The 23,096-nt window shown below is 72.3% G+C and carries 19 protein-coding genes and 1 pseudogene; 11 read left to right on the top strand and 9 right to left on the bottom strand.

Features of this window, described 5'->3' with window-relative positions; genetic code table 11:
• Window positions 1-70 precede the first annotated feature (70 nt).
• On the top strand, window positions 71-793 hold the full coding sequence (locus FDM97_RS21555; protein ID WP_137992103.1) for a CDP-alcohol phosphatidyltransferase family protein: 723 nt from the start codon (window positions 71-73) through the stop codon (window positions 791-793).
• On the opposite strand, the gene FDM97_RS21550 is transcribed toward FDM97_RS21555, so the two are convergent.
• A complete protein-coding gene (locus tag FDM97_RS21550) occupies window positions 774-1,247 on the bottom strand; it encodes an FAD synthase family protein (RefSeq protein ID WP_137992101.1) in 474 nt (157 codons plus the stop codon). The genes FDM97_RS21555 and FDM97_RS21550 overlap by 20 nt on opposite strands.
• A 197-nt stretch (window positions 1,248-1,444) precedes the next feature.
• Between FDM97_RS21550 and FDM97_RS21545 the strand changes: the two genes are divergently transcribed.
• Genes FDM97_RS21545 through FDM97_RS21535 form a run of 3 tightly spaced genes read left to right on the top strand, consistent with a single transcriptional unit; the run spans window position 1,445 to window position 5,639 of the window.
• A complete protein-coding gene (locus tag FDM97_RS21545; RefSeq protein ID WP_137994951.1) occupies window positions 1,445-2,650 on the top strand; it encodes a glycosyltransferase family 4 protein in 1,206 nt (401 codons plus the stop codon).
• Window positions 2,647-4,398, top strand: a complete 1,752-nt coding sequence (locus FDM97_RS21540) for a tyrosine-protein kinase domain-containing protein (protein ID WP_137992099.1) — start codon at window positions 2,647-2,649, stop codon at window positions 4,396-4,398. The genes FDM97_RS21545 and FDM97_RS21540 overlap by 4 nt, the downstream gene beginning before the upstream one ends.
• Window positions 4,395-5,639, top strand: a complete 1,245-nt coding sequence (locus FDM97_RS21535) for an MATE family efflux transporter (RefSeq protein ID WP_137992098.1) — start codon at window positions 4,395-4,397, stop codon at window positions 5,637-5,639. The genes FDM97_RS21540 and FDM97_RS21535 overlap by 4 nt, the downstream gene beginning before the upstream one ends.
• Here FDM97_RS21535 and FDM97_RS21530 read toward each other — a convergent pair.
• Complete coding sequence (locus FDM97_RS21530) at window positions 5,612-7,117, bottom strand: hypothetical protein (RefSeq protein WP_254705706.1); 1,506 nt, start codon at window positions 7,115-7,117, stop codon at window positions 5,612-5,614. The genes FDM97_RS21535 and FDM97_RS21530 overlap by 28 nt on opposite strands.
• A gap of 160 nt (window positions 7,118-7,277) precedes the next feature.
• Between FDM97_RS21530 and FDM97_RS21525 the strand changes: the two genes are divergently transcribed.
• Both FDM97_RS21525 and FDM97_RS21520 read left to right on the top strand, forming a co-directional pair.
• Window positions 7,278-7,814, top strand: coding sequence for a WcaF family extracellular polysaccharide biosynthesis acetyltransferase (locus FDM97_RS21525; RefSeq protein WP_137992096.1), 537 nt, complete (start codon window positions 7,278-7,280; stop codon window positions 7,812-7,814).
• The gene (locus tag FDM97_RS21520) at window positions 7,811-8,938 is read left to right on the top strand and encodes a glycosyltransferase (RefSeq protein ID WP_137992095.1); all 1,128 of its coding nucleotides are present in this window, start codon (window positions 7,811-7,813) and stop codon (window positions 8,936-8,938) included. Before FDM97_RS21525 ends, FDM97_RS21520 begins: the two co-directional genes overlap by 4 nt.
• A 68-nt stretch (window positions 8,939-9,006) precedes the next feature.
• Here FDM97_RS21520 and FDM97_RS21515 read toward each other — a convergent pair whose 3' ends face one another.
• From FDM97_RS21515 to gmd, 3 genes are all read right to left on the bottom strand, one after another.
• Complete coding sequence (locus FDM97_RS21515) at window positions 9,007-9,684, bottom strand: hypothetical protein (RefSeq protein WP_137992093.1); 678 nt, start codon at window positions 9,682-9,684, stop codon at window positions 9,007-9,009.
• A gap of 79 nt (window positions 9,685-9,763) precedes the next feature.
• Complete coding sequence (locus FDM97_RS21510; RefSeq protein WP_137992092.1) at window positions 9,764-12,487, bottom strand: CBM96 family carbohydrate-binding protein; 2,724 nt, start codon at window positions 12,485-12,487, stop codon at window positions 9,764-9,766.
• Between the two features lie 198 nt (window positions 12,488-12,685).
• Window positions 12,686-13,699, bottom strand: coding sequence for a GDP-mannose 4,6-dehydratase (gene gmd / locus FDM97_RS21505; protein WP_137992090.1), 1,014 nt, complete (start codon window positions 13,697-13,699; stop codon window positions 12,686-12,688).
• Between the two features lie 131 nt (window positions 13,700-13,830).
• Between gmd and FDM97_RS21500 the strand changes: the two genes are divergently transcribed.
• Window positions 13,831-14,796, top strand: coding sequence for a GDP-L-fucose synthase family protein (locus FDM97_RS21500; protein WP_137992089.1), 966 nt, complete (start codon window positions 13,831-13,833; stop codon window positions 14,794-14,796).
• A 19-nt stretch (window positions 14,797-14,815) separates the two neighbouring features.
• On the opposite strand, the gene FDM97_RS21495 is transcribed toward FDM97_RS21500, so the two are convergent.
• Window positions 14,816-16,291: a sugar transferase gene (locus tag FDM97_RS21495; protein WP_137992088.1), complete on the bottom strand. Its 1,476-nt coding sequence runs from the start codon at window positions 16,289-16,291 to the stop codon at window positions 14,816-14,818.
• Window positions 16,292-16,618: 327 nt separating this feature from the next.
• Between FDM97_RS21495 and FDM97_RS21490 the strand changes: the two genes are divergently transcribed.
• The 3 genes from FDM97_RS21490 (at window position 16,619) to FDM97_RS21480 (ending at window position 19,830) form a co-directional block, all read left to right on the top strand.
• On the top strand, window positions 16,619-17,596 hold the full coding sequence (locus FDM97_RS21490) for an LCP family protein (protein WP_254705704.1): 978 nt from the start codon (window positions 16,619-16,621) through the stop codon (window positions 17,594-17,596).
• A 116-nt stretch (window positions 17,597-17,712) separates the two neighbouring features.
• Entirely contained in the window at window positions 17,713-19,281 is a 1,569-nt protein-coding gene (locus tag FDM97_RS21485) for a glycoside hydrolase family 71 protein (protein WP_254705703.1), read from the top strand.
• A 63-nt stretch (window positions 19,282-19,344) separates the two neighbouring features.
• On the top strand, window positions 19,345-19,830 hold the full coding sequence (locus FDM97_RS21480) for a hypothetical protein (protein WP_137992087.1): 486 nt from the start codon (window positions 19,345-19,347) through the stop codon (window positions 19,828-19,830).
• A gap of 60 nt (window positions 19,831-19,890) precedes the next feature.
• Here FDM97_RS21480 and FDM97_RS21475 read toward each other — a convergent pair whose 3' ends face one another.
• The 3 genes and pseudogenes from FDM97_RS21475 to FDM97_RS21465 all read right to left on the bottom strand — a co-directional run bounded on the left by FDM97_RS21475 (window position 19,891) and on the right by FDM97_RS21465 (window position 22,420).
• On the bottom strand, window positions 19,891-20,313 hold the full coding sequence (locus tag FDM97_RS21475) for a DUF350 domain-containing protein (RefSeq protein ID WP_137992086.1): 423 nt from the start codon (window positions 20,311-20,313) through the stop codon (window positions 19,891-19,893).
• Window positions 20,314-20,427: 114 nt separating this feature from the next.
• On the bottom strand, window positions 20,428-21,033 hold the full coding sequence (locus FDM97_RS21470) for an HdeD family acid-resistance protein (RefSeq protein WP_137992084.1): 606 nt from the start codon (window positions 21,031-21,033) through the stop codon (window positions 20,428-20,430).
• Window positions 21,034-21,050: 17 nt separating this feature from the next.
• Window positions 21,051-22,420, bottom strand: a pseudogene (locus FDM97_RS21465) (M20/M25/M40 family metallo-hydrolase).
• A gap of 139 nt (window positions 22,421-22,559) precedes the next feature.
• Between FDM97_RS21465 and FDM97_RS21460 the strand changes: the two are divergent.
• A complete protein-coding gene (locus FDM97_RS21460) occupies window positions 22,560-23,096 on the top strand; it encodes a DoxX family membrane protein (protein ID WP_137992083.1) in 537 nt (178 codons plus the stop codon).

Here is a 23,096-nt window from a genome sequence, read left to right as displayed (position 1 = left end):
CCCGCTACTGCCATGATGTGCGCATCACGTACAGATGTACGGCGTCCGGCATCATGACCCGGGGGGGTTCGTGGGAACGATCGCGACCGCGCTGAACGAGCTGAGGTCCGCCCAGAAGTCCGCGAAGGGAGTCTCGCTCTACTCCCGCTTCGTCAACCGCCCCGTGGGGCGCTACCTCGCGGCCGGCTCGTACGCCGCCGGGCTGACACCCAATCAAGTAACAGTGATCAGCGCGGCGTTCAGCTTCGCCGCCGTCGCGGGGGCGGCCCTCGGAACGCCGTCCTGGACGCTCGGTCTGCTGATCTGGCTCGGACTCGCCGTCGGCTTCGCCTTCGACTCCGCCGACGGTCAGCTCGCCCGCCTGCGCGGCGGCGGCAGCCCGGCGGGGGAGTGGCTCGACCACGTCGTGGACTGCGCGAAGATCACCGCCCTGCACATCGCCGTCCTGATCGCCTTCTACCGGCACCCGGGGCACTTCGGCACGGCCACGGACGGCTGGCTCCTCGTCCCCCTCGGATTCCAGCTCGCCGCCGTCGTCACCTTCTTCGGCGGGCTCCTCACCGAGAAGCTCAAGCCCCGACCGGCCCCTGGCACCCCGGCCCCCACGCCCTCCACCCTGCGCGCGGTGGCCCTGCTCCCCGTCGACCACGGTGTCTTCTGCCTGGTCTTCCTGCTGTACGGCGGCGGCTCCGCGTTCCGCTGGGCCTACAGCGCGCTCGGCGCCGCGAGCGCGCTGTTCCTCCTGGCCTTCCTCACCAAGTGGTTCCGCGAACTCAGCGCAGTCCGTCGCTGACCCCGGACCTCGGCTCGGCCTCCTGTGTCAGGAGGTCGAGCGCACGCCGGAGTTGGGTACTGGAGGTGTGCACGGTGTACGGGAAGTAGACGATCTCGACCCCTACCCCCGCGAAGTCCCGCTCCAGCCGGTCCCCCTTGGGCGTCCCCCGCCAGTCGTCCCCCTTGAACAGCACGTCGAACCGGACCTGCTTCCAGGTCTCCAGCTTGTCCGGCACGGTCTCCACGAAGGCCGCGTCGACGTACTTCACGTTGCGCACGATCTCCAGCCGCTCGACCAGCGGAATCACCGGGAGGCGGCCCTTGGCGAGCTCCGCCATCTCGTCGGAGACCACACCCGCCACCAGGTAGTCGCACTGACTGCGGGCGTGCCGAAGGATGTTGAGATGCCCGATGTGAAAGAGGTCGTAGGCTCCCGGCGCATAGCCGACCCGGTACGGCCTTCCTGCGGTCATGAGTTGAAACCCCCCAGGTGCGTTCGCGCTCCCCAGCGCGAAGGAGTTTCCGACGATAGCGTGCACGTTCCGTTGAGAAGGGGTGAACGACTAGGGTGAGGGCGGGGTCACGTACGGGGGAGAGGGACGGTCGCGTGGGAGAAGTGGCGGCAGGGGACGGCGGCAACGGTACGGCGGTCATACGGCGGCGCCTGCTGATGGTGTCCACCAACTACGCGCCGGAACACGCCGGAATAGGCCCCTACGCGACCCAGATCGCCGAACACTGGGCGGCGCGCGGCCACGAGACCCATGTCCTCGCCGGCATGCCGCACTACCCCTCCTGGTCCCTCGACCCGGCCTACGCGAAGGTCTGGCGCCGCACCGAGGAGCGCGCCGGAGTCGTCGTGCACCGCAGACGCCACACCGTGCCGCCCCGCCAAACCGCCCTCAAGCGCGCCGCGTTCGAGGCGAGCGTGCTCGCCCACGGCCTCGTCGCACCGCCCTCCATGGCCCGGCCCCACGCCGTCCTCGCCCAGATGCCCAGCCTCGCCGGCGGCATCATCGGCGCCCGCCTCGCCGCCCGTTGGAGCGTTCCCTACGTCCCCGTCGTCCAGGACCTGATGGGCGCCGCGGCCGCGCAGAGCGGCATCCGCGGCGGGGACCGCGCCGCCGCGCTCGCCGCCCGCGCAGAGACGTACGCCCTGCGCAGAGCCGCGCTCGTCGGCGTCATCCACGAGACCTTCGTCGACAAGGTCGCCGCCATGGGCGTCGACCGCGGCCGCATCCGGCTCGTCCCCAACTGGTCCCACGTACCGAGCCCTTCGGCGCCCCGCGCCGAGACCCGCGCGCGGCTCGGCTGGGGCGAGGGCGAGACCGTCGTCCTGCACTCGGGGAACATGGGACTCAAGCAGGGACTCGAGGTCCTGGTCGAGGCGGCCCGGCGCGACCCCAAGATCCGGATCGTGCTCCTCGGCGACGGCAACCAGCGCGCACATCTACGGGAGTTGGGGACGGGTATCCCCAACCTGGACTTCATGGAGCCCGTCGGCGACGACGAGTTCCCCGACACCCTCGCCGCGGCGGACGTCCTCGCCGTCACCCAGCGGGCCTCGGTCCTCGACATGAGCGTGCCGTCCAAGCTGACCTCGTACTTCGCCGCCGGCCGCCCGGTCGTCGCCTCCGTCGCCGCCGAGGGCGGCACCGCCCTCGAAGTGCGGCGCTCGGGCGCCGGCGTCCTCGTACCGCCGGAAGACCCCGACGCGCTGCTCACCGAGATCCGTAGACTCGGCGACGATCCGGCGGCCGCCGACGCGCTCGGCGCCCAGGGGCCCCGGCACGTCGAGGCCCATCTGACCCGGGCGGCCGGACTCGCCCGGATCGACGCACTGATCGACGAGGCTCTGGGGGGTCCGAGCACGTGACACACACGCACGTCTCCGCGGTGGAGGACGACGAACCGGAGCTGCTGCGCGACCAGTTCCGCCAGCTCCTGCGCTACCGCGTGATCATCGGCGCCGGCATCGGGATCGGCCTGCTCGGCGGCGTCTGGTTCGGGATGTCCAACGCGGACACGTACGTCGCCACCAGCCAGGTCGTCCTGCGCGCCCCCGTCAACGACCCCTTCAACCCCAGCATTTCGCAGGACAAGACGCTCAACATGGGCTCCGAGCGGCAGACCGCGCTCAGCACCAGCGTCGCCGAGCAGGCCGCCAGGAAGCTCGGCTGGACCGGCACCGTCGGCAAGCTCCAGAAGGACCTCCAGGTCACCAACCCGCCCCAGAGCCAGGTCCTCCAGTTCACCTACACCGCCGACTCGCCCCAGGCCGCCGCCGACCGGGCCAACGCGGTCACCCAGGCCTACCTCGACCTGCGCAGGAAGCAGTGGACCGACGTACGGGCCACCATGCTGGAAGGCCAGCAGAAGCAGCTCGACGAGGTCGCGAGGAAGCACGACCAGAAGACCAAGGAAGTCGACCGGATGCCCGACGGGGCGGCCCGCGACGCCGAGTACGGCGTCAAGACCAACCTGCTCAACCGCATCAACGAACTCGACGCCCGGATCAGCCAGCTCAAGTCCCTCGACATGTCGGCCGGCACCGTCATCCGCACCGCCACCGCCCCCGGCTACTCCGACGGCCCCGGGCTCCCCATGAGCCTCGGCCTCGGCGCCCTCGTCGGCGTGGCCCTCGGCCTGCTCGCCGCCTGGGTCCGGCTCGTCTTCGACCCCGCGCCGCGCTCCTCCGGCGACGTCGCCCGCGCCGTGCGCGCCCCCGTCCTCGGCACCCTGCCGCGCGGCGCCACCGACGTCCTGCTCGCCGACGACCACACCGACGCCCGCGTCGCCGAGGAGTACCGCTCGGTCGCCTTCCGGCTCGCCTACGACCAGCGGTTCGCCGACCGCAGGCGGCTTCTCGTCGTCGCCCCGCGCGGCTCCAACGAGGCGGCCGTGGCCGTCGCCTCCCACCTGGCCGCCTCCTTCGCCGAGACCGGCAAGGACGTGCTGCTCATCGAGGCGGACCTGCGCACCCCCACGCTCGCCGGGCGGCTGCGCGCCCACGCGGCGGCCGCGCCCCGGTGGAGCAGCCCGGTGGAGGCGGACGAGAACGGCTGGCCCAGCAGGCGCCAACTCTCCGTCGACGCGGGTGAGTCGGGATCCTTCGGCCTGGTGCCGGGCGAGCGGGTGCGCAACGTCGCACGCGCCCTGACCGCGCCCAGGGTCTCCCGCCTCATCGCCGAGGCCGACTCGCCCAACGCCACCGTCGTCGTCCTCGCCCCGCCCGTCCTCAACTACGCGGACGCGCTCGCCCTCGTCGACCGCGTCGACGGCGTCCTCGTGGTCTGCGACCCGCGCAGCGTCCACCGTACGGACCTCCAGCGCATCCGCGAACTCATCGCGGGCGCGGGCGGAACGGTCCTCGGTGCCGTCGTGCACACCCCGGGCCGGCGCCGCCGCGCCGTCAAGCAGCCGGGAGGCCGCCGAGGGTCCGGCGGCCGGGGTCGCCACGAGCCGCCCGGGCCCCCCGCGTCGCCCGCCGCGCCCTCCGGGAGCGAGGAGTTCGCCGCCGAGCCCGAGGAGATCACCCTCGGCGACGGCTCCGACACCGTCGCCCTGCGCTCGCTGCGCGCCGAGGACCTGCGGACCGGCGACATCCGCGCGGGCGACCGTTGAGACGTGCCGCCGCGGTCGCCGCCTCGGTCCTGGACCAGGCGGCGTCCAGCCTCACCAACATCGCCGTCCTGGTGATCGCCGCGAGGACGTCCAGCGCGGACGGCTTCGCCGCCTTCTCCATGGTGTACATCGTCTTCACCGTGCTCCTCGGCCTGAGCGCCGCGTACGTCGGGCAGAGCGTCGTCCTGGAGAAGGGCGAGGAGCACGAGGTCGGCGCGGCCGCCCGGTCCGCCGTCACCTTCACCGCCGCCGCCTCGGCGGCCGCCGGGGTGCTGCTGCTCGCCGCCGGCGCCGTCATCGGCGGTGCCGCCGGACTCGCGGTGCTCGCCCTCGGCGCCGTCCTCCCGGTCGTCCTCGTCCAGGACGGCCTGCGCTACGCCTTCTCCGCGCTGCGGCAGCCCCACCGGGCGCTCGCCGCCGACCTGCTCCGGCTCGCCGGCGCCGTGCCGGCGCTGCTGCTCCAGCCGCACGGCAGCTCACCGGCCCGGCTCGTCCTCGTGTGGGGCCTGTCGGCGCTGCCCGCCGCCCTCCTCGGGCTCGCCCTGCTGTACCCGTTCGTGCGCAACCGGCCGGGCACCCCTCGCCGCTATCTGCGCAAGGGCCACCTCGGCCGGCGCTTCGCCGTCGAGTTCGCCGTCGGCAACGCCTCCAGCCAGCTCGCCGTCCTCGCGCTCGGCCTCCTCGCGAGCCCCCTCGTCGTCGGCGCGCTGCGCGGCGCGACCACCCTCTTCGGCCCGCTCAACACACTCCTCACCTCGGTCAACGCGTTCGGCCCGCCGCTGCTCGGCAGGGCCGGCTCCCGCCGCGCCACCGTACGGGCCGCCGCCCTGCTCGCCGCCGTCCTCGCCCTCGTCGCGCTCGGCTGGGCCGCTGTCCTGTACGCCCTGCCGGACCACGTGGGCCGCCAACTCCTGGGCGCCACCTGGCAGTCCGCCGCCGAGCTGCTGCCCGCCACCGGCAGCCAGTACGCGGTGATGGCGGCGGGCACCTGCGCCCTGGTCACCCTGCGCGTCCTCAGGCCGCGCGCCACGCTCTCCGTGCAGGTGGTCTTCTCGCTGCTCTCGGTCGCCCTCATGCTCGGTGGCGGTTATCTCCTCGGTGGCGCCGTCGGCGTCGCCTGGGGCCTGGCCGCCGGCTCCGCGCTGAAGGCCGTCGCCGCCTGGACCCGTGTGGCCCGCACCCGCCCCCAGCCCACCACGCCGAGGCAGGACGGTCAGCGCAGCACCGCGCCCTCGTCCTGACGCCAGGTGGTGACCAGGGCGATGCAGATCAGCGCGATCGCGACCCGGCCCGAGGCCTGGAGCAGCGGGCCGCGCAGCAGGATGAAGGAGTAGCCCGCCACCAGCGGCACCACCAGCGAGATCAGACTGCCCGGCGGCGCCCTGCGGGTGCCCCGGCGGGCGAATCTGCCGTCGACCCGCGCGGCCGCGTAGCCCATCCCCATCATTCCGGCGCCCATGCCCACGGCCCCGAAGTCGATCCAGAGCTCGGCCCAGACCGGCGAGGAGAGGTTGGTGTTCACCGTCCCCATCCACTGGCCGACCATCACCCCCGTGTCGCGCGGCTTGCCCGGCCACACCGAACGGGGCACCGCGAAGAGCACGGACCCGGCCAGCTGACGGCCGTAGCGGTGCCGGCTGCCCGAGTTCACGAGCGTGATGGTGTTGGCGAACATGCCGACCTGGTCGTAGTCCTTGAGCGCCAGCGGCTCCAGGACCGACGTCGTCTCGACCGGGCGGTAGTTCTTCTCGTCGTACCGGAAGCGGTCGGAGAACGGGAAGACGATCAACGCCATCACCACCCCCAGACTCAGCGCCGACCGGTACATCGCGGCGCTCACCGGGAACACCGTGAACAGCAGCGAGAACATCACCGTGAGGAACCAGTACCGGGGGTTCGATATCGGGTTGTTCACCACGCAGTTGAGCAGCACGAGCCCCAGGAAGACGGCGATCACGATGGGGCGGCGCCGGGCCCGTCGCGAGGTCACCAGCCAGCGGCTGTACACCAGCAGCGCGAAGAGCGCCGGGACCGTGCCGAAGCCGCGCAGGAACGCCTGCCCGGCCTGCGAGTCGGCCTGCGAGACGCCCGCCTCCTCGATCCCGGCGATGATCTCCTGACGGCTGGAGAAGAACACCGCGGGACCGCCGAGCTTGACCACGAACAGACCGCTGCACGCGAAGGCGAGCAGCACCAGCAGGTACAGCCTCCGCCGGTGCACCAGCGCCGGGCGCTCCTCGCCTCGCCCGGAGCCCCCCGGACGGCCGCGGGCCAGCAGCGACCCCAGGTCGAACGCGGCGCAGCCGACCAGGACCAGGGCCACCGCCGTCGTCAGATCGGAGCGCGGCCCCACGACCGGCGTCGGCACCCGGCCGAGGACGGCCTGGGCGAGCGGCGCCACCCCCATCGCCATGTAGACGAAGAGCCAGAACGAGCCCTGGAGCAGCTTGCGCCGGCTGGTCAGGATCATGGCCGAAAGCCGCGCCCCGGCGTACATGGTCAGCGCGATCTGGAGGTAGTACGCGGCGTCGTGCACGCCCGCGCCCGGCTGGATCGCCACGAGCAGCGGCAGGAACACCGTGAAGCCGAGCACCAGCGGGATCGACAGGGCCCGCGAGAGCAGGGTGCGCGGGGACACCGCGGGCGCGAGGAGCAGCGGTGCGGGCGCGGTGGGATCCGGGCGCGGTGGCGCCGCCGTATCCCGTACATCGGTCGTCATCGCGCCCCCTGGAAGACTGGAGTCCCGGGCGTCCCCAGCCGTCGAAGTCCCCACCCCGGAACATCACTTCGCGGCAGTCTACCGACGCCCCCCTGTCACCTCGTGTCAACCGTTAGTCTGAACGCCAGGCGCCTGGGGAGGCGCCGGTGGGGGTGAACTCATGCGGAATCTCCCGGCCTTCACGCTGGCCGGTTACGACAAGGGCCGCGGCAGGCTCGTGCAGGCGCTCTGGTTCGCGGTGATGAACACGCTCTTCATGGCGTGGTTCTGCCCGGCCCGGCTGCGGGTCGCCCTGCTGCGGGCCTTCGGCGCGACCATAGGCGAGGGCGTGCTCATACGGCACCGGGTCAGGATCCTGTGGCCGTGGAAGCTGACCGTCGGCGACCACACCTGGATCGGCGAGGGCGCCTGGCTGCTCAATCTGGAGCCCGTCACCCTCGGCGCCCATGTCTGCGTCTCCCAGGAGGCGCTGCTGTGCACCGGCGGTCACGACCACCGGGCCGCCGACTTCCGCTACCGCAACGCCCCGATCACCGTCGAGGACGGCGCCTGGGTCGCGGCCCGCGCCACCGTCCTCGCCGGTGTCACCGTCGGCCGCCACGCGGTCGTCGCCGCCGGTACGACGCTCCACAAGGACCTGCCCGAGCTCACCCTGCACACGGCCGAGGGCCGCCGGCCCGTCCCGGTGCCGGCATGAGCGGCCTCAGGATCCTGCACGCGGTGACGCTGCACAGCCCCACGCACGCCTTCGGCGGACCGGTCAGGGTGGCCGTCAACCTCTCCCGCGGACTGGCCGGGCGAGGCCATCAGGTGCGGCTGACCGCCCTCGGCGACGGCTTCGAGGGCGGCTCCCTGCCCACCGAGGTGGACGGCGTGCCCGCCCGGCTCTATCGGGCCCGTTCGATCCTCCCGCTCGGCTTCAGCGGCATCACCTCGCCCGCGCTGCTCGCGGGCGCGTCCGCGCTGGTCAGGGACGCCGACATCGTCCATGTCCATCTCGCCCGCGACCTGGTGACCCTGCCCGTCGCCCTGGCCGCCCTGCGCGCCGGCCGCCCGCTCGTGCTCCAGACGCACGGCATGGTCGACCCGAGCGAGAAGCTGCTGGCCAAGGTCCTGGACGCGGTCGCGGTCCGGCGCGTGCTGCGGGGCGCCTCCGCCGTGCTGTATCTGACGGGGCGCGAGCGCAAGGACCTGGACGCGGTCGTCGGCGGTCCGCTCACCCAGGCCGTACGGCTGGTCAACGGCGTACCCGCGCAGGAGCCGCGCCCGGCCCCGGCCGGCCCGCCCCGGATCCTGTACGCGGCGCGGCTGCAGGCCCGTAAGCGTCCCACGGACTTCGTCGCGGCCGTCCCGGAGATCCTGCGCCACCATCCCGACGCCACGTTCGTGCTGGCCGGGCCCGACGAGGGAGAGCGGGCCGCGGTCGACGCGCTCGTCGCCGAGCTGGGGGTCGGCGACAGGGTGAGCCGCCCGGGGCCGCTGTCGTCCGAGCGGATGCTCCAGGAGCTGCGCCGGGCGCATGTCTACGTCCTGCCGTCGGTCGACGAACCGTTCCCCATGTCCGTCCTGGAGTCGCTCTCGGTCGGCACCCCGGCCGTCGTCACCACCTCCAACGGCCTCGCCCACGACATCGAGGAGGCCGGCGCGGGACGGGTGATCACGGAAGCCGCGGGGATCGCCCCGGCCGTGCGCGCGCTCCTGGAGCCGGGCGCGAACGACACCGCGTCGGTGGCGGCCCGGAAGCTCGCGGCGGAGGCCTTCTCGATGGAGACGGTCCTGGACACCCTGCTCGGGGTCTACGAGCGGGCGGCGGGGGTCTGACCGGTCCGACACGACGGAGCCCGGCGCGGTCGGACGACCGCACCGGGCTCCGTCGTGTCGCGCGGGTGCTACGCGGGCAGCCAGGCGTAGCAGGCGCTGGAGGTGAACTCCCGTGCTCCCGCCGGGATCTTCGCCACGACGGGCCCTTCGGACCCGGTCGCGGGTCCGGACGCGAGGATCTTGCCGTCCTCGCCGACGGCCCGCCAGGCGCAGGCGGGGTTCGTGGTCAGCGCGCGGTAGCTCCCGGCCTTCGGCTCCTTGACCGTGCCGTCGGGGAACCCCGTGCTCGCCGTCACGAGCAGCGGCTTCTGCGCCGGGCAGAGATGGGTCACGACCGCCTCGGCGTCCGCGATGTCTCCGGCGACGATCGCCCCGACGGCCGCGTCCCTGTCCCGCTTGGCGGTGCGCTCCAGCCGCTGGCAGGACTCCTGGCCGGTCTGGAGCACGGCCGCCGGGTCCGTGTTCTGCGGCACCCGGCCGCTCAGATACTCCTTCTCCTTCTGCGTGAACGAGCCGGTGACAGGCTGGAGTTCGGAGTCCGGCACGACCGGCCCCCGGGATGCGGAGGGGGTGGGGCCGGCCGGCTCCGCCTCGGCCTGCCGGTCGGGCACGGCCGCCGACCGCGTGGGTGTGGCGGCCTTCGGCGGCGCGTCGGCGCCGTCCGAGGAGCATGCGGAGAGGGTGAGCAGCAGCGCGGCGAGCGCGGCCGCCGCCGCTGCGGGGCGCCGGTGAAGAGGACGACGCATGAGGGAACTCCCGTGGTACGTCGGATGCGGGGCCCGGCAGGCCGGGCCCCGCATCCGGTGATGGAAGGCTCGGCGACCGTTACGGGGCGCCGAAGGTGAGCACCAGCTGCGGAGTACCCTCCGCGGCCGTCGCCTCGGACGACCAGAGCCACAGCGGGTCGGTCCCGGTGCTGGTCAGCGCCAGGCTGTACGAGCCGCCGAGCGCCGCCGAGATCGCCGGGGTGTCCAGCGCCGCCGAGTAGACGGCAGAGCCGTCCGTGGCGCCGCTCAGCGTCCCGATCGGTTCGGAGCCGAGCGCCGGACGGTTGGTGTACGTCAGCCCGTCCTCGGTCCACGCGCCGGTGACCGGGACGATCGACTGGGAGTCGACCGAGCCCGCGCCGGTCATGGTGCTCGTCTTCACCGCGAGCCGGGCGCTCTTGAGGACCGTGCCGGCCGGGGCGGCCGGCAGCGTGAACCGCAGGTACGACTCGTACGCGGACGTGCCGCGGACGGCCAGCGAGCTGGACGCGCCGTAATTGGTGCCCGGCGCACCCGCGTTGGCGTACGTGTCCTCCGTCGCGGTGACGGTGGTGACCGAGTCGGCCGGTGCGGAGGCCAGGCTGTAGTGCTGGGCGACCTGCGTGCCGGTGAGCGCCGACGGGTAGACGGCGGCCTCGTCCAGCTGACCGGCGAAGAAGTTACTCGTCGGACGCAGCGGCCAGCCGGAGAGGTTGTCCGCTCCGACATGCCAGAAGCCGGCGTACTGCTGGTTGGTGGTGACGGAGTTGGAGCCGACCAGCTTGCCGTCGACGTACAGCCGCATGCCCTCCGGGCCCTGGGTGCCGACCGCGTGGTGCCAGGCGCCGTTGTTGTACGAGCCGAGCGAGGTCAGCGTCCGGGTGGAGCCGGTGTACACGCCGAACACCACGTTGCCGGTGTTCGTCATGTACAGGTGCTTGTCGTAGTTGCCGCTGTTGCGGGTCGTGTTGCTTCCGAAGCCGATCAGCTTGCCGCCGCGGGTCGTGGTCGTCTTGAACCACGTCTCGATGGTGAAGGCGCCGGTGACGGTCTGACGGCGGTCGCTGTGGATCTGCTCGTTCGTGCCGTTGAGCGCGACGGCCGTGGACGAGCCGCTGACCGCGCCCGGGGTCTGGCGCAGCGTGGGCGCGTTGATGTACAGACCGCTGTTGTCGCCGCCGTCGGAGGAGTCGGCCGCGTACGGCGTGGTCGACTCGTCGAAGCGCCAGTACAGCCCGGCGCCGTCGGCGATCACCCGGGAGGCGTACGGCTCGGGCGAGGTCGGCACGGTCACCGTCGAGGTCGCGGACAGAGCGCTGGTGTTGCCGTCCGCGTCACTCGCCGTCACCCGGTAGCTGTAGGTCTGGCCCGGGGTCACGTTGGTGTCCTTGAAGGAGACCTGGGGGCGCGACCAGTGCAGCGAGTCGCCCTGGACGGTCGCGACCGGAGTGGCGGCGCCGTTGCGGTAGACCTTGTACGTCAGCTTCGAGTCGTCCAGGTCGAGGCTGGAACGCCAGCGGACCTGCACCGCGTCCGGGCCGACGGCAGCGGCGCTCGCCACGGGCACGGTCGGCGCGCCGGTGTCGGGGCCGGAGGCGAAGCGCGTCAGTCCCTGGGCCGGGGCCCCGTTGGTGGTGGTGAACTCGCCGCCCACCCACAGGTACTTGGTCGTCCCCGTGCCCGAGATGGCGAAGGCGCGCGGTCCGATGCCCTCGCCGATACCGTCGTTGGTGTCCGGGAACCAGCCGAGCTTGCCGACGGACGTCGTCGGCTGGGCGAGCAGGTGGTAGCGGCGCCCGTCGGGGAACTCGCCGACGCTGGAGCAGTCGTGGGCGTGCGAGGCGCTGTAGAGCACGCCCTCGTAGGAACGCACGGCCTGGGTGGCGCCCAGGCAGGTGTCCCGCCAGCGCTGCTCGAAGTCGGAGAGGTTCAGGGCGATGCGGCCGTCGAAGACGCCGCCGCCCGTGCCCTCGTTGCCGGTGTAGAAGCCCGTGGCGTCCGTCTCGATGTCCTTGACGACGGAGTTCTGCGGGATCCAGCCGTTGGGGTACGCCTTGGTCACGGCGCCGGTCGTGGCGTTGACCACGGCGAGCGCGTGCGAGTTGGCCCCGTTGACGGTGAAGAAGTCGCCGCCGAGCAGGACGTGCTGTCCGTCCGGGGTGACCTCGATGGCCCGGCCCGGCTCGTCCGCGTTGGCGGTGAACGGCAGCAGGGCGCCGGCGGTGGTGACGGCGGCGAACCGCTGACGGGTCTGCCCCTCGACGGTCCCGAAGTCGCCGGCCGCGTAGATGGTGGTGTCGGTGACGGCGAGCGCCCGCACGGTGGCGGGGAAGCTCGGGGTGAAGCCCGCCTTCGGCGTGCAGGTGGCGATGTCGATGGCGGCGAGGCTGGAGACCGGGGTGCCGTTGACGGCACCGAAGTAACCTCCCGCGTACAGCGTCTTCTTGTCCGGCGAGACCACGAGGGCTCGCACGGTCGCGGTGCCGCTGCCGACGGTGAAGGAGAGGGTGCAGCTGGTGGGCGCGCCGGTGGCCGCGTCCATCGCCGCGAAGTTGACGGCGGCCTTCGCCAGTCCGGCGCCGCCCTCCGGCGGCCGGAGCTCGGAGAAGGTGCCGCCCACGAACACGGTGTCGTTCGCCTCGGCCAGAGCCCAGACGACACCGTTGGTCTGCCAGGTCGGCAGATCGTCCGCGGTGAAGGCCACCGGCGGCGTCAGCGCCGCGGCCGACGGGGCCAGAGAGCCTCCCGCTCCGGCCGCGACGGTCAGGACGAGGGCAGCGGTCAGCCCCCAGGATCTACGCATGTTCCCCCCAGGCGTAATAGCCCAGTCAATGTGGCGTGAAGTGGTGCAACTGCCATGTGATGAATGCGAACTGTACGACGAAGTGACAAGCGGAGAAGCTCACTTGACCAATCCGGTATCTTCCGCGACCCCGGCGGCTCCCGGGGCTCGGCCGTCCCGGTGGCTCTCCGGGACGGCCTGGTCGTGAGAAGGCGCAGCTCAGCGGTCGATGCGGACCGTCGCCCCCGCCAACTGCTCCTCGACGAGCCGGACATCGGCGTCGACCATGATCCGCGCCAGCTCGTCCACCTGAACCGAGGGCTTCCAGCCAAGCAGCTCCTGGGCCTTGCTCGCGTCGCCGATGAGGGCGTCGACCTCGCTTGGGCGCTCGTACTTGGGGTCGTAGCGCACGTGCTCCGCCCAGTCGAGCCCCGCGTGGGCGAAGGAGGTCTCCACGAACTGCCGTACCGTCGCCGGGACTCCGGTCGCCACCACGTAGTCGGTCGGCTCGTCCTGCTGGAGCATCCGCCACATCGCGTCGACGTACTCGGGGGCGTATCCCCAGTCCCGTACGGCGTCGAGGTTGCCCAGGTACAGCCGGTCCTGCAGCCCGGCCTTGATGCGGGCGACGGCCCGGGTCACCTTGCGCGTCACGAAGGTCTCTCCACGGCGCGGCGACTCGTGGTTGAACAGGATCCCGTTGACGGCGAACATCCCGTACGCCTCACGGTAGTTGACCGTGGTCCAGTAGGCGAAGACCTTGGCGGCGCCGTACGGGCTGCGCGGGTGGAACGGGGTCCGCTCGTTCTGCGGCGGCGGGGTCGCGCCGAACATCTCGGAGGACGAGGCCTGGTAGATCCGGGTGTCGATGCCGCTGGCCCGGATCGCCTCCAGGAGCCGCAGCGCGCCGAGGCCCGTCACGTCGCCGGTGTACAGCGGGGCGTCGAAGGAGACCCGCACATGGGACTGCGCGCCGAGGTTGTACACCTCGTCGGGGCGGATGTCGCGGAGCAGGTTCACCAGCGCCACCCCGTCCGAGAGGTCCGCGTGGTGCAGCACGAACGAGCGGTTCGCCTGCTGCGGATCCTGGTAGATGTGGTCGATCCGCTCCGTGTTGAAGCTGGACGAGCGGCGGACGAGCCCATGGACCGTGTAGCCCTTGGACATCAGCAGTTCGGCCAGGTACGAGCCGTCCTGCCCGGTGACGCCGGTGATGAGTGCGGTCTTGCTCATGCGTGGTGCCCCTCCCCGACGGACCGGCCCCCAGCCGACCCGTATCGTGCGGATATTCCGTAACCTGCTTGTTCGCGCCGATCCAGGAGAGAAATCCGGATCTGGCGTGCTGTGCGCACCGATGGCCTGGCATGATCCGGGCCATGACTCCATCGACGATCGAACCGTCGTATCTGCCCGAGCGGGCCCGGATATTCGTCGCGGGCCACCGCGGCCTCGTCGGCTCCGCGATCGCCCGCCGGCTGACCGCGGACGGGCACGAAGTGATCACCCGGACCCGCGCGGAGCTCGATCTGCGCGACGCGGCACGGACCGCCGCGTTCCTCGCCGAGACGCGCCCGGACGCCGTGGTGCTCGCCGCCGCCAAGGTCGGCGGGATCATGGCGAACAGCACCTACCCCGTGCAGTTCCTGGAGGAGAACCTCCGGATCCAGCTCTCCGTCGTCGCCGGCGCGCACGCCGCCGGGGTCGAGCGGCTGCTCTTTCTCGGATCGTCCTGCATCTACCCGCGGCTCGCCCCCCAGCCCATCACCGAGGACGCGCTCCTCACGGGCCCCCTGGAGCCCACCAACGAGGCCTACGCGCTCGCCAAGATCGCCGGAATCGTCCAGGTCCAGGCGTACCGGAAGCAGTACGGCGCCGCGTACATCTCCGCGATGCCGACCAATCTCTACGGCCCCGGCGACAACTTCGACCTGGAGACCTCGCACGTCCTGCCGGCGCTGATCCGCCGCTTCCACGAGGCCCGCGAGGAAGGGCGGGAGGAGATCGTGCTCTGGGGCTCCGGCAGCCCGCGCCGGGAGTTCCTGCACGTCGACGACCTGGCCGCCGCCTGCGCCGTACTGCTGCGCGGCTACGACGGCGACGAGCCCGTCAACATCGGCTGCGGCGAGGACCTCACCATCCGCGAACTCGCCGAGACCATCGCGCAGGTGACGGGCTTTCAGGGCAGGATCGCCTGGGACACCGGCAAGCCCGACGGCACCCCGCGCAAGCTGCTCGACGTGTCCCGGCTCACCGGCCTCGGCTGGAAGCCCGCCGTCGCGCTGCCGGACGGCATCGCCGCCACCTACGCCTGGTGGCGGGAACAGAACTGACCTCATACGCCCCGGCCCGTCAGTACGCTCCGCGACCGTCGACGACGGCGCGGAACGTACGGGCCATGACATCGACATCGCTGGTGAACGACCAGTTGTCGACATAGTGCAGATCGAGCTCCACCGTCTCGTCCCACGACAGGTCCGAGCGCCCGCTGATCTGCCACAGACCCGTCATCCCGGGCCGTACGGAGAGCCTGCGCAGCTCCACGTCCCCGTACCGTGCCACCTCCTCCGGCAGCGGCGGGCGGGGCCCGACCAGGGACATCGACCCGAGCAGCACGTTGATCAGCTGAGGCAGCTCGTCCAGTGAGGTGCGGCGCAGCAGCCGCCCCACCCGGGTCACCCGCGGATCGCGGCGCATCTTGAACATCAGCCCGTCGTGCTCGTTGGCCTGCGCCAGCTCCGCCTTGCGGGCGTCGGCGTCCAGGAACATCGTGCGGAACTTCCACATCACGAACGGGACCCGGCCCTGGCCGACGCGGACCTGCCGGTAGAACACGGGCCCCGGAGAGGTGAGCCGTACCGCCGCGCCGATCGCGAGGAACAGCGGCGAGAGGGCGAGCAGGCCGAGCGCCGCCCCCGCCCGGTCCATCAGGGACTTCAGGCCTTGCTGGACCCCGCTGCGCACCGGCGGCGCGACCCGGAGCAGGGCCATACCGGCCGCCGACGTCGTCTCCAGACGCTTGACGGAGAACTCCACCAGGCCTGGGGCCAGGGCGAGTTCGGTACCCGCGTCGTGCAGCCCCCAGGAGAGCCGGCGCAGCCGCTCGCCCGCCATGCGGGGGCACGCCGCGACGAGGACGACATCCGCCTCCAGCTCGCGGGCGGCGGCGAGGACGAGCACGGCGTCCCCGTCCGCGGCCTCGGGCATCGGCGTCCCGAGCCGCGCGGCCACCGGTGCGCCGGTGCGGACCGGACCGTCGCCGATCGCCACGACGCCGACCACCACGTACGGATGCTCGGTGCGTCCGGCGAGATGCTCGGCGACGTCGCCGGCGGCCACCGGCTCGCCCAGGACGAGGACCCGGGTGACCACCTGGGCCTCCTTGCGCGCCGCCACGAGGTGATGCCACGTCAGTTTCGAGCAGGACAGGGTGAGTACGGGCGCCGGTGCGAGCGCGGCGAGACAGAGCAGCGCGGGGTGGTGCAGATCGGCGGCGGCGCGCAGCACGGCGAGCAGACCGAGAAGGATCAGCCAGTCGTGCAGCACGGGCAGACTGCCCCGCGACTCGCCGAGTTGGCGCCGCGCGTACCGCCGCCGCAGCGCCCGTACGCCCGCCCAGGACAGGGCGGCGACGACGGCGCCGGCGTAGGCGTACGGCTGCCGCTCGACGCGGAGGATCAGCGCCGTGGGCAACCCGGCACCGAGGACGTCGACGGTCAGCGCGACGGCCAGGTACCAGCGTGCCTTGGCACGAGGATGCGGAAGTACGGTCGGTGAACCGGTCTGTCCACCGGCGGAGTTGGTCTCAGTTGTGCGGGCATGCCACATGAACCCCCCAGGCACGTGTCGACGTTCGCCACCACGTTCGTCGATCCCCCTGATCGACGAACAAGCGTCGCAACGCCGGAACAGTACGACAAACACCCGCACGCCCGCTGCAGTTCACGCGAACGACCTCAGAAGGTGATGGCGTATTCATCTCGTGACATCGGGGCCGGTGTGGACACGGCCGATCGCATGATACGTCTGTTCAAAGGGAGTTCACGCACGTGAGGGCATCGTGGAAGGGGTGTGAGCGTGTCGGAGGGGGATGTGACGACGGTGGAGGAGGAAGCTCCCGCTGTGGCGCAAAGCACAGCGCCGCGCAGACGTCGAGTGAGCGCGAAACGGGTCCTGTTGGGGGCGCTCGCGCTGCTCGGCATCGGGATCCTGATGGCCGGCGGCGCCGGCTGGTGGGCGGTCGAGCACTACACCGGCAACGTGGAGCGCATCCCGGGCGCCTTCCCCACCAACGTCCCGCCCGAGCAGCAACCCGCGCCGTCCAAGGGCGGCCGGACCTTCCTCCTCGTCGGTGTCGACAGCCGCTCCGACCTGCCCACCACCGGCCGTGACGCCAAGGCGCCGTCATGGACGTACGGAGCCCAGCGCAGCGACACGATGATGCTGGTCCACCTGCCGGCCGACCACTCCAACGCCTATGTCGTCTCGCTGCCCCGCGACTCCTGGGTCGACGTCCCCGGGCACGGCAGGGCCAAGCTCAACGCCGCCTTCTCCTGGGGCGGTCCGCCGCTGCTCATCGACACCGTCCAGCGGCTGACCGACGTCCGCGTGGACCATCTCGCCGTCATCGACTGGGAGGGGTTCAAGAAGCTCACCGACGCCGTCGGCGGAGTCGACCTCCGGGTCGACGGCACGGTCCGGCACATGAACGGCACGCAGGCGCTCGTCTACGTCCGCGAGAGGAAGAACCTGGCCCGCGGCGACTTCGACCGCACCCACCGCCAGCAGAACTTCCTGCGCGCCGTCCTGACCAAGACGATGACCACCCGCAACCTCACCAACCCGCTCCGGGCAACCGAACTGCTCGACACGCTCACCGCCAGCGTCAGCGTCGACGACCGGCTCAGCGACTCCGACCTGCGCGAACTCCTCTGGGACAACAGGTCGGTACGCCCCGGGCAGATGGTGTTCATGAACGCGCCCGTCGCCCGGACCGACATGATCAAGGGCCAGTCCGTCGTCCTCCTCGACCAGAAGGAATCCGACGGGCTGTGGGCCGCGATGCGGAACGACACCCTGGCCGACTACGTCGCAAGTCACCGCACCGACCGCCTCGGAAGCGGTACCCGCTAGGCCCCCGCCACCCGTCCGCCACGCGGCCGACGGTGGTTGTTCCACCGTCCCCGATCGGTTGTACTACTGCCAGCCCGCGACCCCGCGGCAGCCCCGACCGATCGTAAGGACGCCCCATGGCGGACATGCCCTCAGCGCGGTCCCGCCCGCCGCACCGCCGGACGGCCCGGCCCCGGCCCCACCGGGCGCCGGGGCGCCGCCGGATGGTCCCGGGACTCGCGCTGGGGGTACTGCTGCTGGTGGCCCTGGCCGGCATCGGCTCGGCGGGCGTGCTCCGCGCGGACGCCCCCGCAGAGCCGGCCGGGGAGCGGCCCAAGGCGTACAGCACCGCGCTCCCCTTCGACCTGCCGCCGACCGCTGAACTGCGGCGCTCCGGCAAGCTGGTCTTCGCCCACTACTTCACCCCGTACCCGCTCTCCCTGGACAACGAGCCCGCCGAGCGGGACTACTACACCCGCAACTACCTCACCCCGCACGGCGAGAAGGGCAAGCACCGCGCCTACGGAGGCCTGCTGCGCGACCGCCCGCTGCCCGTCGCGCCCGAGGCCGGGAACTGGCAACTGGCCCATCTGCGCCAGGAGATCCGCACCGCACGCGACGCCGGACTCGACGGCTTCACCCTCGACCTGCTGTCCGCCGGCGGACGCAACTGGGACCGCGCCGAACTGCTCCTGCGGGCCGCCCACGAGGAGGACCCCGGCTTCCGGATCCAGCTCATGCCCGACATGACCGCGCTGACCGCCACCACCCCGGCCGAACTCGCCGACTCGCTCGCGCGACTGGCCCGTCACCCCGCGGCCCACCGGCTGCCCGACGGCCGGCTCGTCGTCTCCCCGTTCAAGGCCGAGGAGAAGGAGCCCGACTGGTGGCGGGAGATGATGCGGGACCTGGAGACCCGGCACGGCATCCGTACCGCCCTTGTCCCTCTCTTCCTCGACTTCACGGCGGAGCGGGAGCGGTACGCGGCGATCAGCCACGGCTTCTCCGAGTGGGGCGCGCGCAGCCCCGGACGCCAGGACGGAGCCGCGGCCGACGCCCAGCGGGCCCACCGCCTCGGCAAGATCTGGATGCAGCCGGTCTCCGTCCAGGACGCCCGCCCCAACCAGGGCGTGTACGACGAGGCCGGCAACACCGAGACCCTGCGGGCGAGCTGGGGAGCCGCCCTCGAATCCGGCGCGGACTGGGTCCAGCTCACCACCTGGAACGACTACTCCGAAGGCACCCACTTCGCGCCCTCGCTGCACAACGGCTACGCCTACCTGGACCTCACCTCGTACTACCTGACCCGGTTCAAGACCGGCGACTGGCCCAGGATCGTGCGGGACACGGTCTATCTGACCTCGCGCGTCCAGTTCGTCGACGACACCCCATCGGCCCGGCTCCAGCCGCAGCTGATAGAGCCCCGCAGCGGCACCGCCACACCCCGGGACACCGTGGAGGTGCTCTCCTTCCTCACCGCCCCCGCGCAGGTACGCACCGACACCGGAGGCACCGCGGGCGGCCATCGCGCGCCGACCGGCGTGCACGCCGAACTCCTCCCGCTGCGCCCCGGACACAGCTCGGCGACCGTCGTGCGGGACGGGAAGACCACGACGACTGTCACCAGCCGGTATCCGGTACGCCGCGCGGTCGACAAGCAGGACCTGCAGTACTACGCGGTGACGAGCGGCCGCGGCCAGCGCTGAGAGGACACCGGGGCGTCCGCGCACGAGGGGCGGTTGTCAGTGGCCGGTCCTACGGTGTGGGGCATGACGACGAGCGGCGGGACCTTCGAGGCGGCGACGGGGGACGGGCCGCCCCTGCCGGCGGGGGACGCGGAGCAGCGGTCCCGGGAGGTACGGGCCGCCTTCGAAGGGCTGCTCCAGATCCGGCGGCTGACCAACAGCCAGGGCGGCGGTCCGCGGGGCGCGCCCGCGGAGTGGGAGCGAAGACAGCCGGTCCGGGCGGTGGCCCTGGCCCTGGAGGCGGCCGGGAGGGCCCCCTCGGCGGTGGACGTCTCGGGGGCCCGTACGGCGACCGGCTACCGGGTCACGGCCGGCGAGCGACCGGGCACCGCCGTCGTGGAGTGGGTGGGGCCGCCCGGCGGCGGAGCGGCCCAGGAGGAGGAGTCCGCCCTCGGCGCGTGCGTCCCGGTCCTGGAGCGGCTCGGCTGGGAGGCGCTGCTGTACCGGGGGCCGCGCCGCAGGCGGTTCCTGGAGGTCGAGCCGATCGGCGTCGGGCCGACCGGCCGTTGACCGGGCGGCTCAGGAGAGGGAGGTGCTCAGGAGAGGGAGCGGCTCGGGAGAGGGAGCGGCTCAGGCGATGGAGGCGGCGACGATCGCGGAGACCGCGATGTTGCAGGAGGCCGTCACCCAGACCGCGGGGTGCGGCTCGGGGTCGACCAGTATGGAGCCCAGCTTGCCCGGCGTGACCAGGTCGACCACGAGGAACGCCACGGCCATCATCACCAGGCCGAGCAGACCGAACGTGGCCGTGGACGCGAGGCCCTTGCCGAAGTCGTCGTACGTCGTCCAGATCGAGGTGAAGACGATTCCGCCGATGCCGAGCAGGGCGGAGCTGACCAGGAGCGCGGCGTTGCGGTTGCGCTGCTCCCAGATCAGCCGGCCCAGCTTCCCCGGTGTCAGCACGTCGACCAGGACGATGCCGAGGATCAGCAGGACCACGCCGAGGGCGCCGTAGGCGGAGGCCCGGCCGAGGCCGTTGACGATGTCGCTCATGGGGTGCCGGCTCCGAGGAGGAAGTGATCGTGAATGATCGCGGTCAAGGACCGGCAAAATGTAGCGCATCGGCCGAGGGCCCCGGCCAGGCCGGGGCCCTCGAAGCGGGCTCGCTCAGGCGCCCGGCGGCAGGTTCTTCGCCCGCGCGCGCACCCGGATCGCGGTCACGATCTCGACGACGCCCACGACCAGCAGCCAGATGCCGCCGAGCACGGTGAGAACCGCAGCCGATTCGAGCGGCGACACGATCAGGACCACACCCGCGAGCGCGCTGACGATCCCGAGGAAGATCTGCCAGCCGCGGGCCGGCGTCTCCGGGTCGGAGACCGCCGCCACGCTCTGCGTGATCCCGCGGAAGAGCCAGCCGATACCGATCCACAGCGCCAGCAGCAGAATCGACTGCGTCTCGCCCCGGAAGCAGAACAGACCCAGCAGGATCGACACGGCGCCGCTGATGAACGCCATCACCCGCAGCGAGGTCGTGGCATGCGTACCGAAGGCGGCCACCAGCTGCATCACACCGCTGAACAGCAGATACAGACCGAACAGCACACCGGCGACGAACAAGGAGGCGCCGGGCCAGACAAGCACCAGGACACCCAGGACCAGGGAGGCGAGGCCGGCGACCAGCAACGCCTGCCAGGCGCTGCTCGCCAGCAGGCCGAGAGGCCCGGGAGGGACATCCCGGTCGCCGGACGGCCGTTCATGCGTCTGCGTCATGGAAAACTCCAGTCGAATCAGAGCGAGGTGGCGTACGTACGGAGGAAGAGCGCTTCCGCCAGCGCCATGTGCTCGATCTCGGACGGATCCACGCTCTCGTCGGGGGCGTGGATGAGACAGCCCGGCTCCTCCACGCCGATCAGGGCGATCTCCGCCTCCGGGAACTGACCCGCCAGCACACTGCAGAGCGGGATCGAACCGCCCTGTCCCGACTGGACCATGTCCTTCCCGTACGCCTGGCGCATCGCCGCGCCCAGCGCCCGGTATGCCGGTCCGTCGGTACGGGCCCGGAACGGCCGGCCGACGCTCTCGGCCTCCACCTCGACCCGGGCGCCCCAGGGCGCTGCCGATTCCAGATGGTCCGTGAGCGCGCGCAGCGCTTCGTCGGCGTCCACGCCCGGCGGGACGCGCAGGCTGACCCGGGCACGCACCGTGGCCTGGACGGCCGCGGACGAACCCACCACGGGCGGGCAGTCGATGCCGAGCACCGTGACGGCCGGCCGGGCCCACAGCTCGTCCGCCACCGAGCCCGTACCCAGGAGCGAGACCCCGTCGAGGGCGCCGGCGTCGGCGCGGAACCGCTCGACCGGGTAGGCCACCCCGTCCCAGATCCCGTCGCCCGCCAGGCCCTTGATCGTCGTGTGCCCTGCTCGTCGCGGAGGCTGTCGAGGATCCGTACGAGCGCGGCCAGCGCGTCGGGGGCGGGACCGCCGAACATGCCGGAGTGCACCTCGCCCTTGAGCGTGGAGACGGTGACGACGACGTCGGTCAGTCCACGCAGCGAGGTCGTCGCGGTGGGCAGGCCCAGCGTGAAGTTGCCGGTGTCGCAGATCAACAGGCAGTCGGCGGCGAAGAGTTCGGGACGCCGGGGCACCAACTGCTCGAGACCGCCGGTGCCCTGCTCCTCCGAGCCCTCGGCGACGAACTTCAGGGAGACCGGGAAACCGCGCCCGTCGGCGCCGCCGCCCAGGGCGCGCAGCGCGGTGAGATGCATGGCGATGTTGCCCTTGCAGTCCGCGGTGCCCCGCCCGTACCAGCGCCCGTCGCGCTCGGTCAGTTCGAAGGGCGGGGTCGTCCAGGCGGCGTCGTCGAGCGGGGGCTGGACGTCGTAGTGGCAGTAGAGCAGCACGGTGGGGGAGCCCTCGGGGCCGGGTGCGTGGCCGACGACCGCGTCGGTGCCGTCCGGGGTGGTCACGCGCCGCATGTCCTTCAGGCCCGCCTCCGTGAAGGCGCGGACCAGGAAGTCGGCGGCCTTGCCGCACTCCTCGGGCGGGAACTGACGGGGGTCGGCGACCGAGCGCATCGCCACGAGCTCGGTCAGATCCTCCTTGGCCCGCGGCATCAGGGCCCGGACCTTCTCCCGGAGCGCGGCGGTCTCGGCGGACATGCGTACCTACCTCCTTGCGGCCAACCCCCGAGCGGCGAAGCCCTCCCACTCAAGCAGCACCGGACAAACGCCGCAAAACATGACCCGTACGGAGTATCAACGCGCGGGCCCCGGCCCGTACGGCGGCGACAGTGGACGCATGACCACTCTGAACCGACGCGACCTCGGGCTCCTCGTCCTCCGGGTCGGCACCGGCGCCGTCCTCGCCGCACACGGCACGCAGAAGCTCTTCGGCTGGTTCGGGGGCGGCGGCCTGGAGGGCACCACGCACGCCATGGAGGCGATGGGCTTCTCGCCGCCCCGCGAGAGCGCGATCGCCGCGGGGCTCGGCGAGGCCGGCGGCGGTGCCCTGCTCGCCCTGGGCCTGGCCACCCCGGCGGCCGGCGCCGCCGCGGCCGGAGCCATGGCGGGCGCGGTCGCGGTCCACCTGCCGGCCGGCTTCTTCGCCCAGTCCGGCGGCTACGAGTACCCGGCCTTCCTCGGCTTCACGGCGGCGGCCATCGGCGTCGCGGGCGCAGGCCGCTACTCCCTCGACCACGCCTCCGGCCACGTGCTCGACCGGCCCTGGGTCGTCGCCACCGCCTTCATCGGGAGCGCCCTCGCCGCGGCGGCCGTGGTCGGCCGCCGAGCCCAGGCCCAGGACGGCGAGCCCGAGCCGATCGAGAGCGAGGACTAG

Source organism: Streptomyces vilmorinianum, assembly GCF_005517195.1.
GTDB classification, from domain to species: Bacteria; Actinomycetota; Actinomycetes; order Streptomycetales; family Streptomycetaceae; genus Streptomyces; species Streptomyces vilmorinianum.
This window is presented reverse-complemented; position numbering and strand designations above follow the sequence as displayed.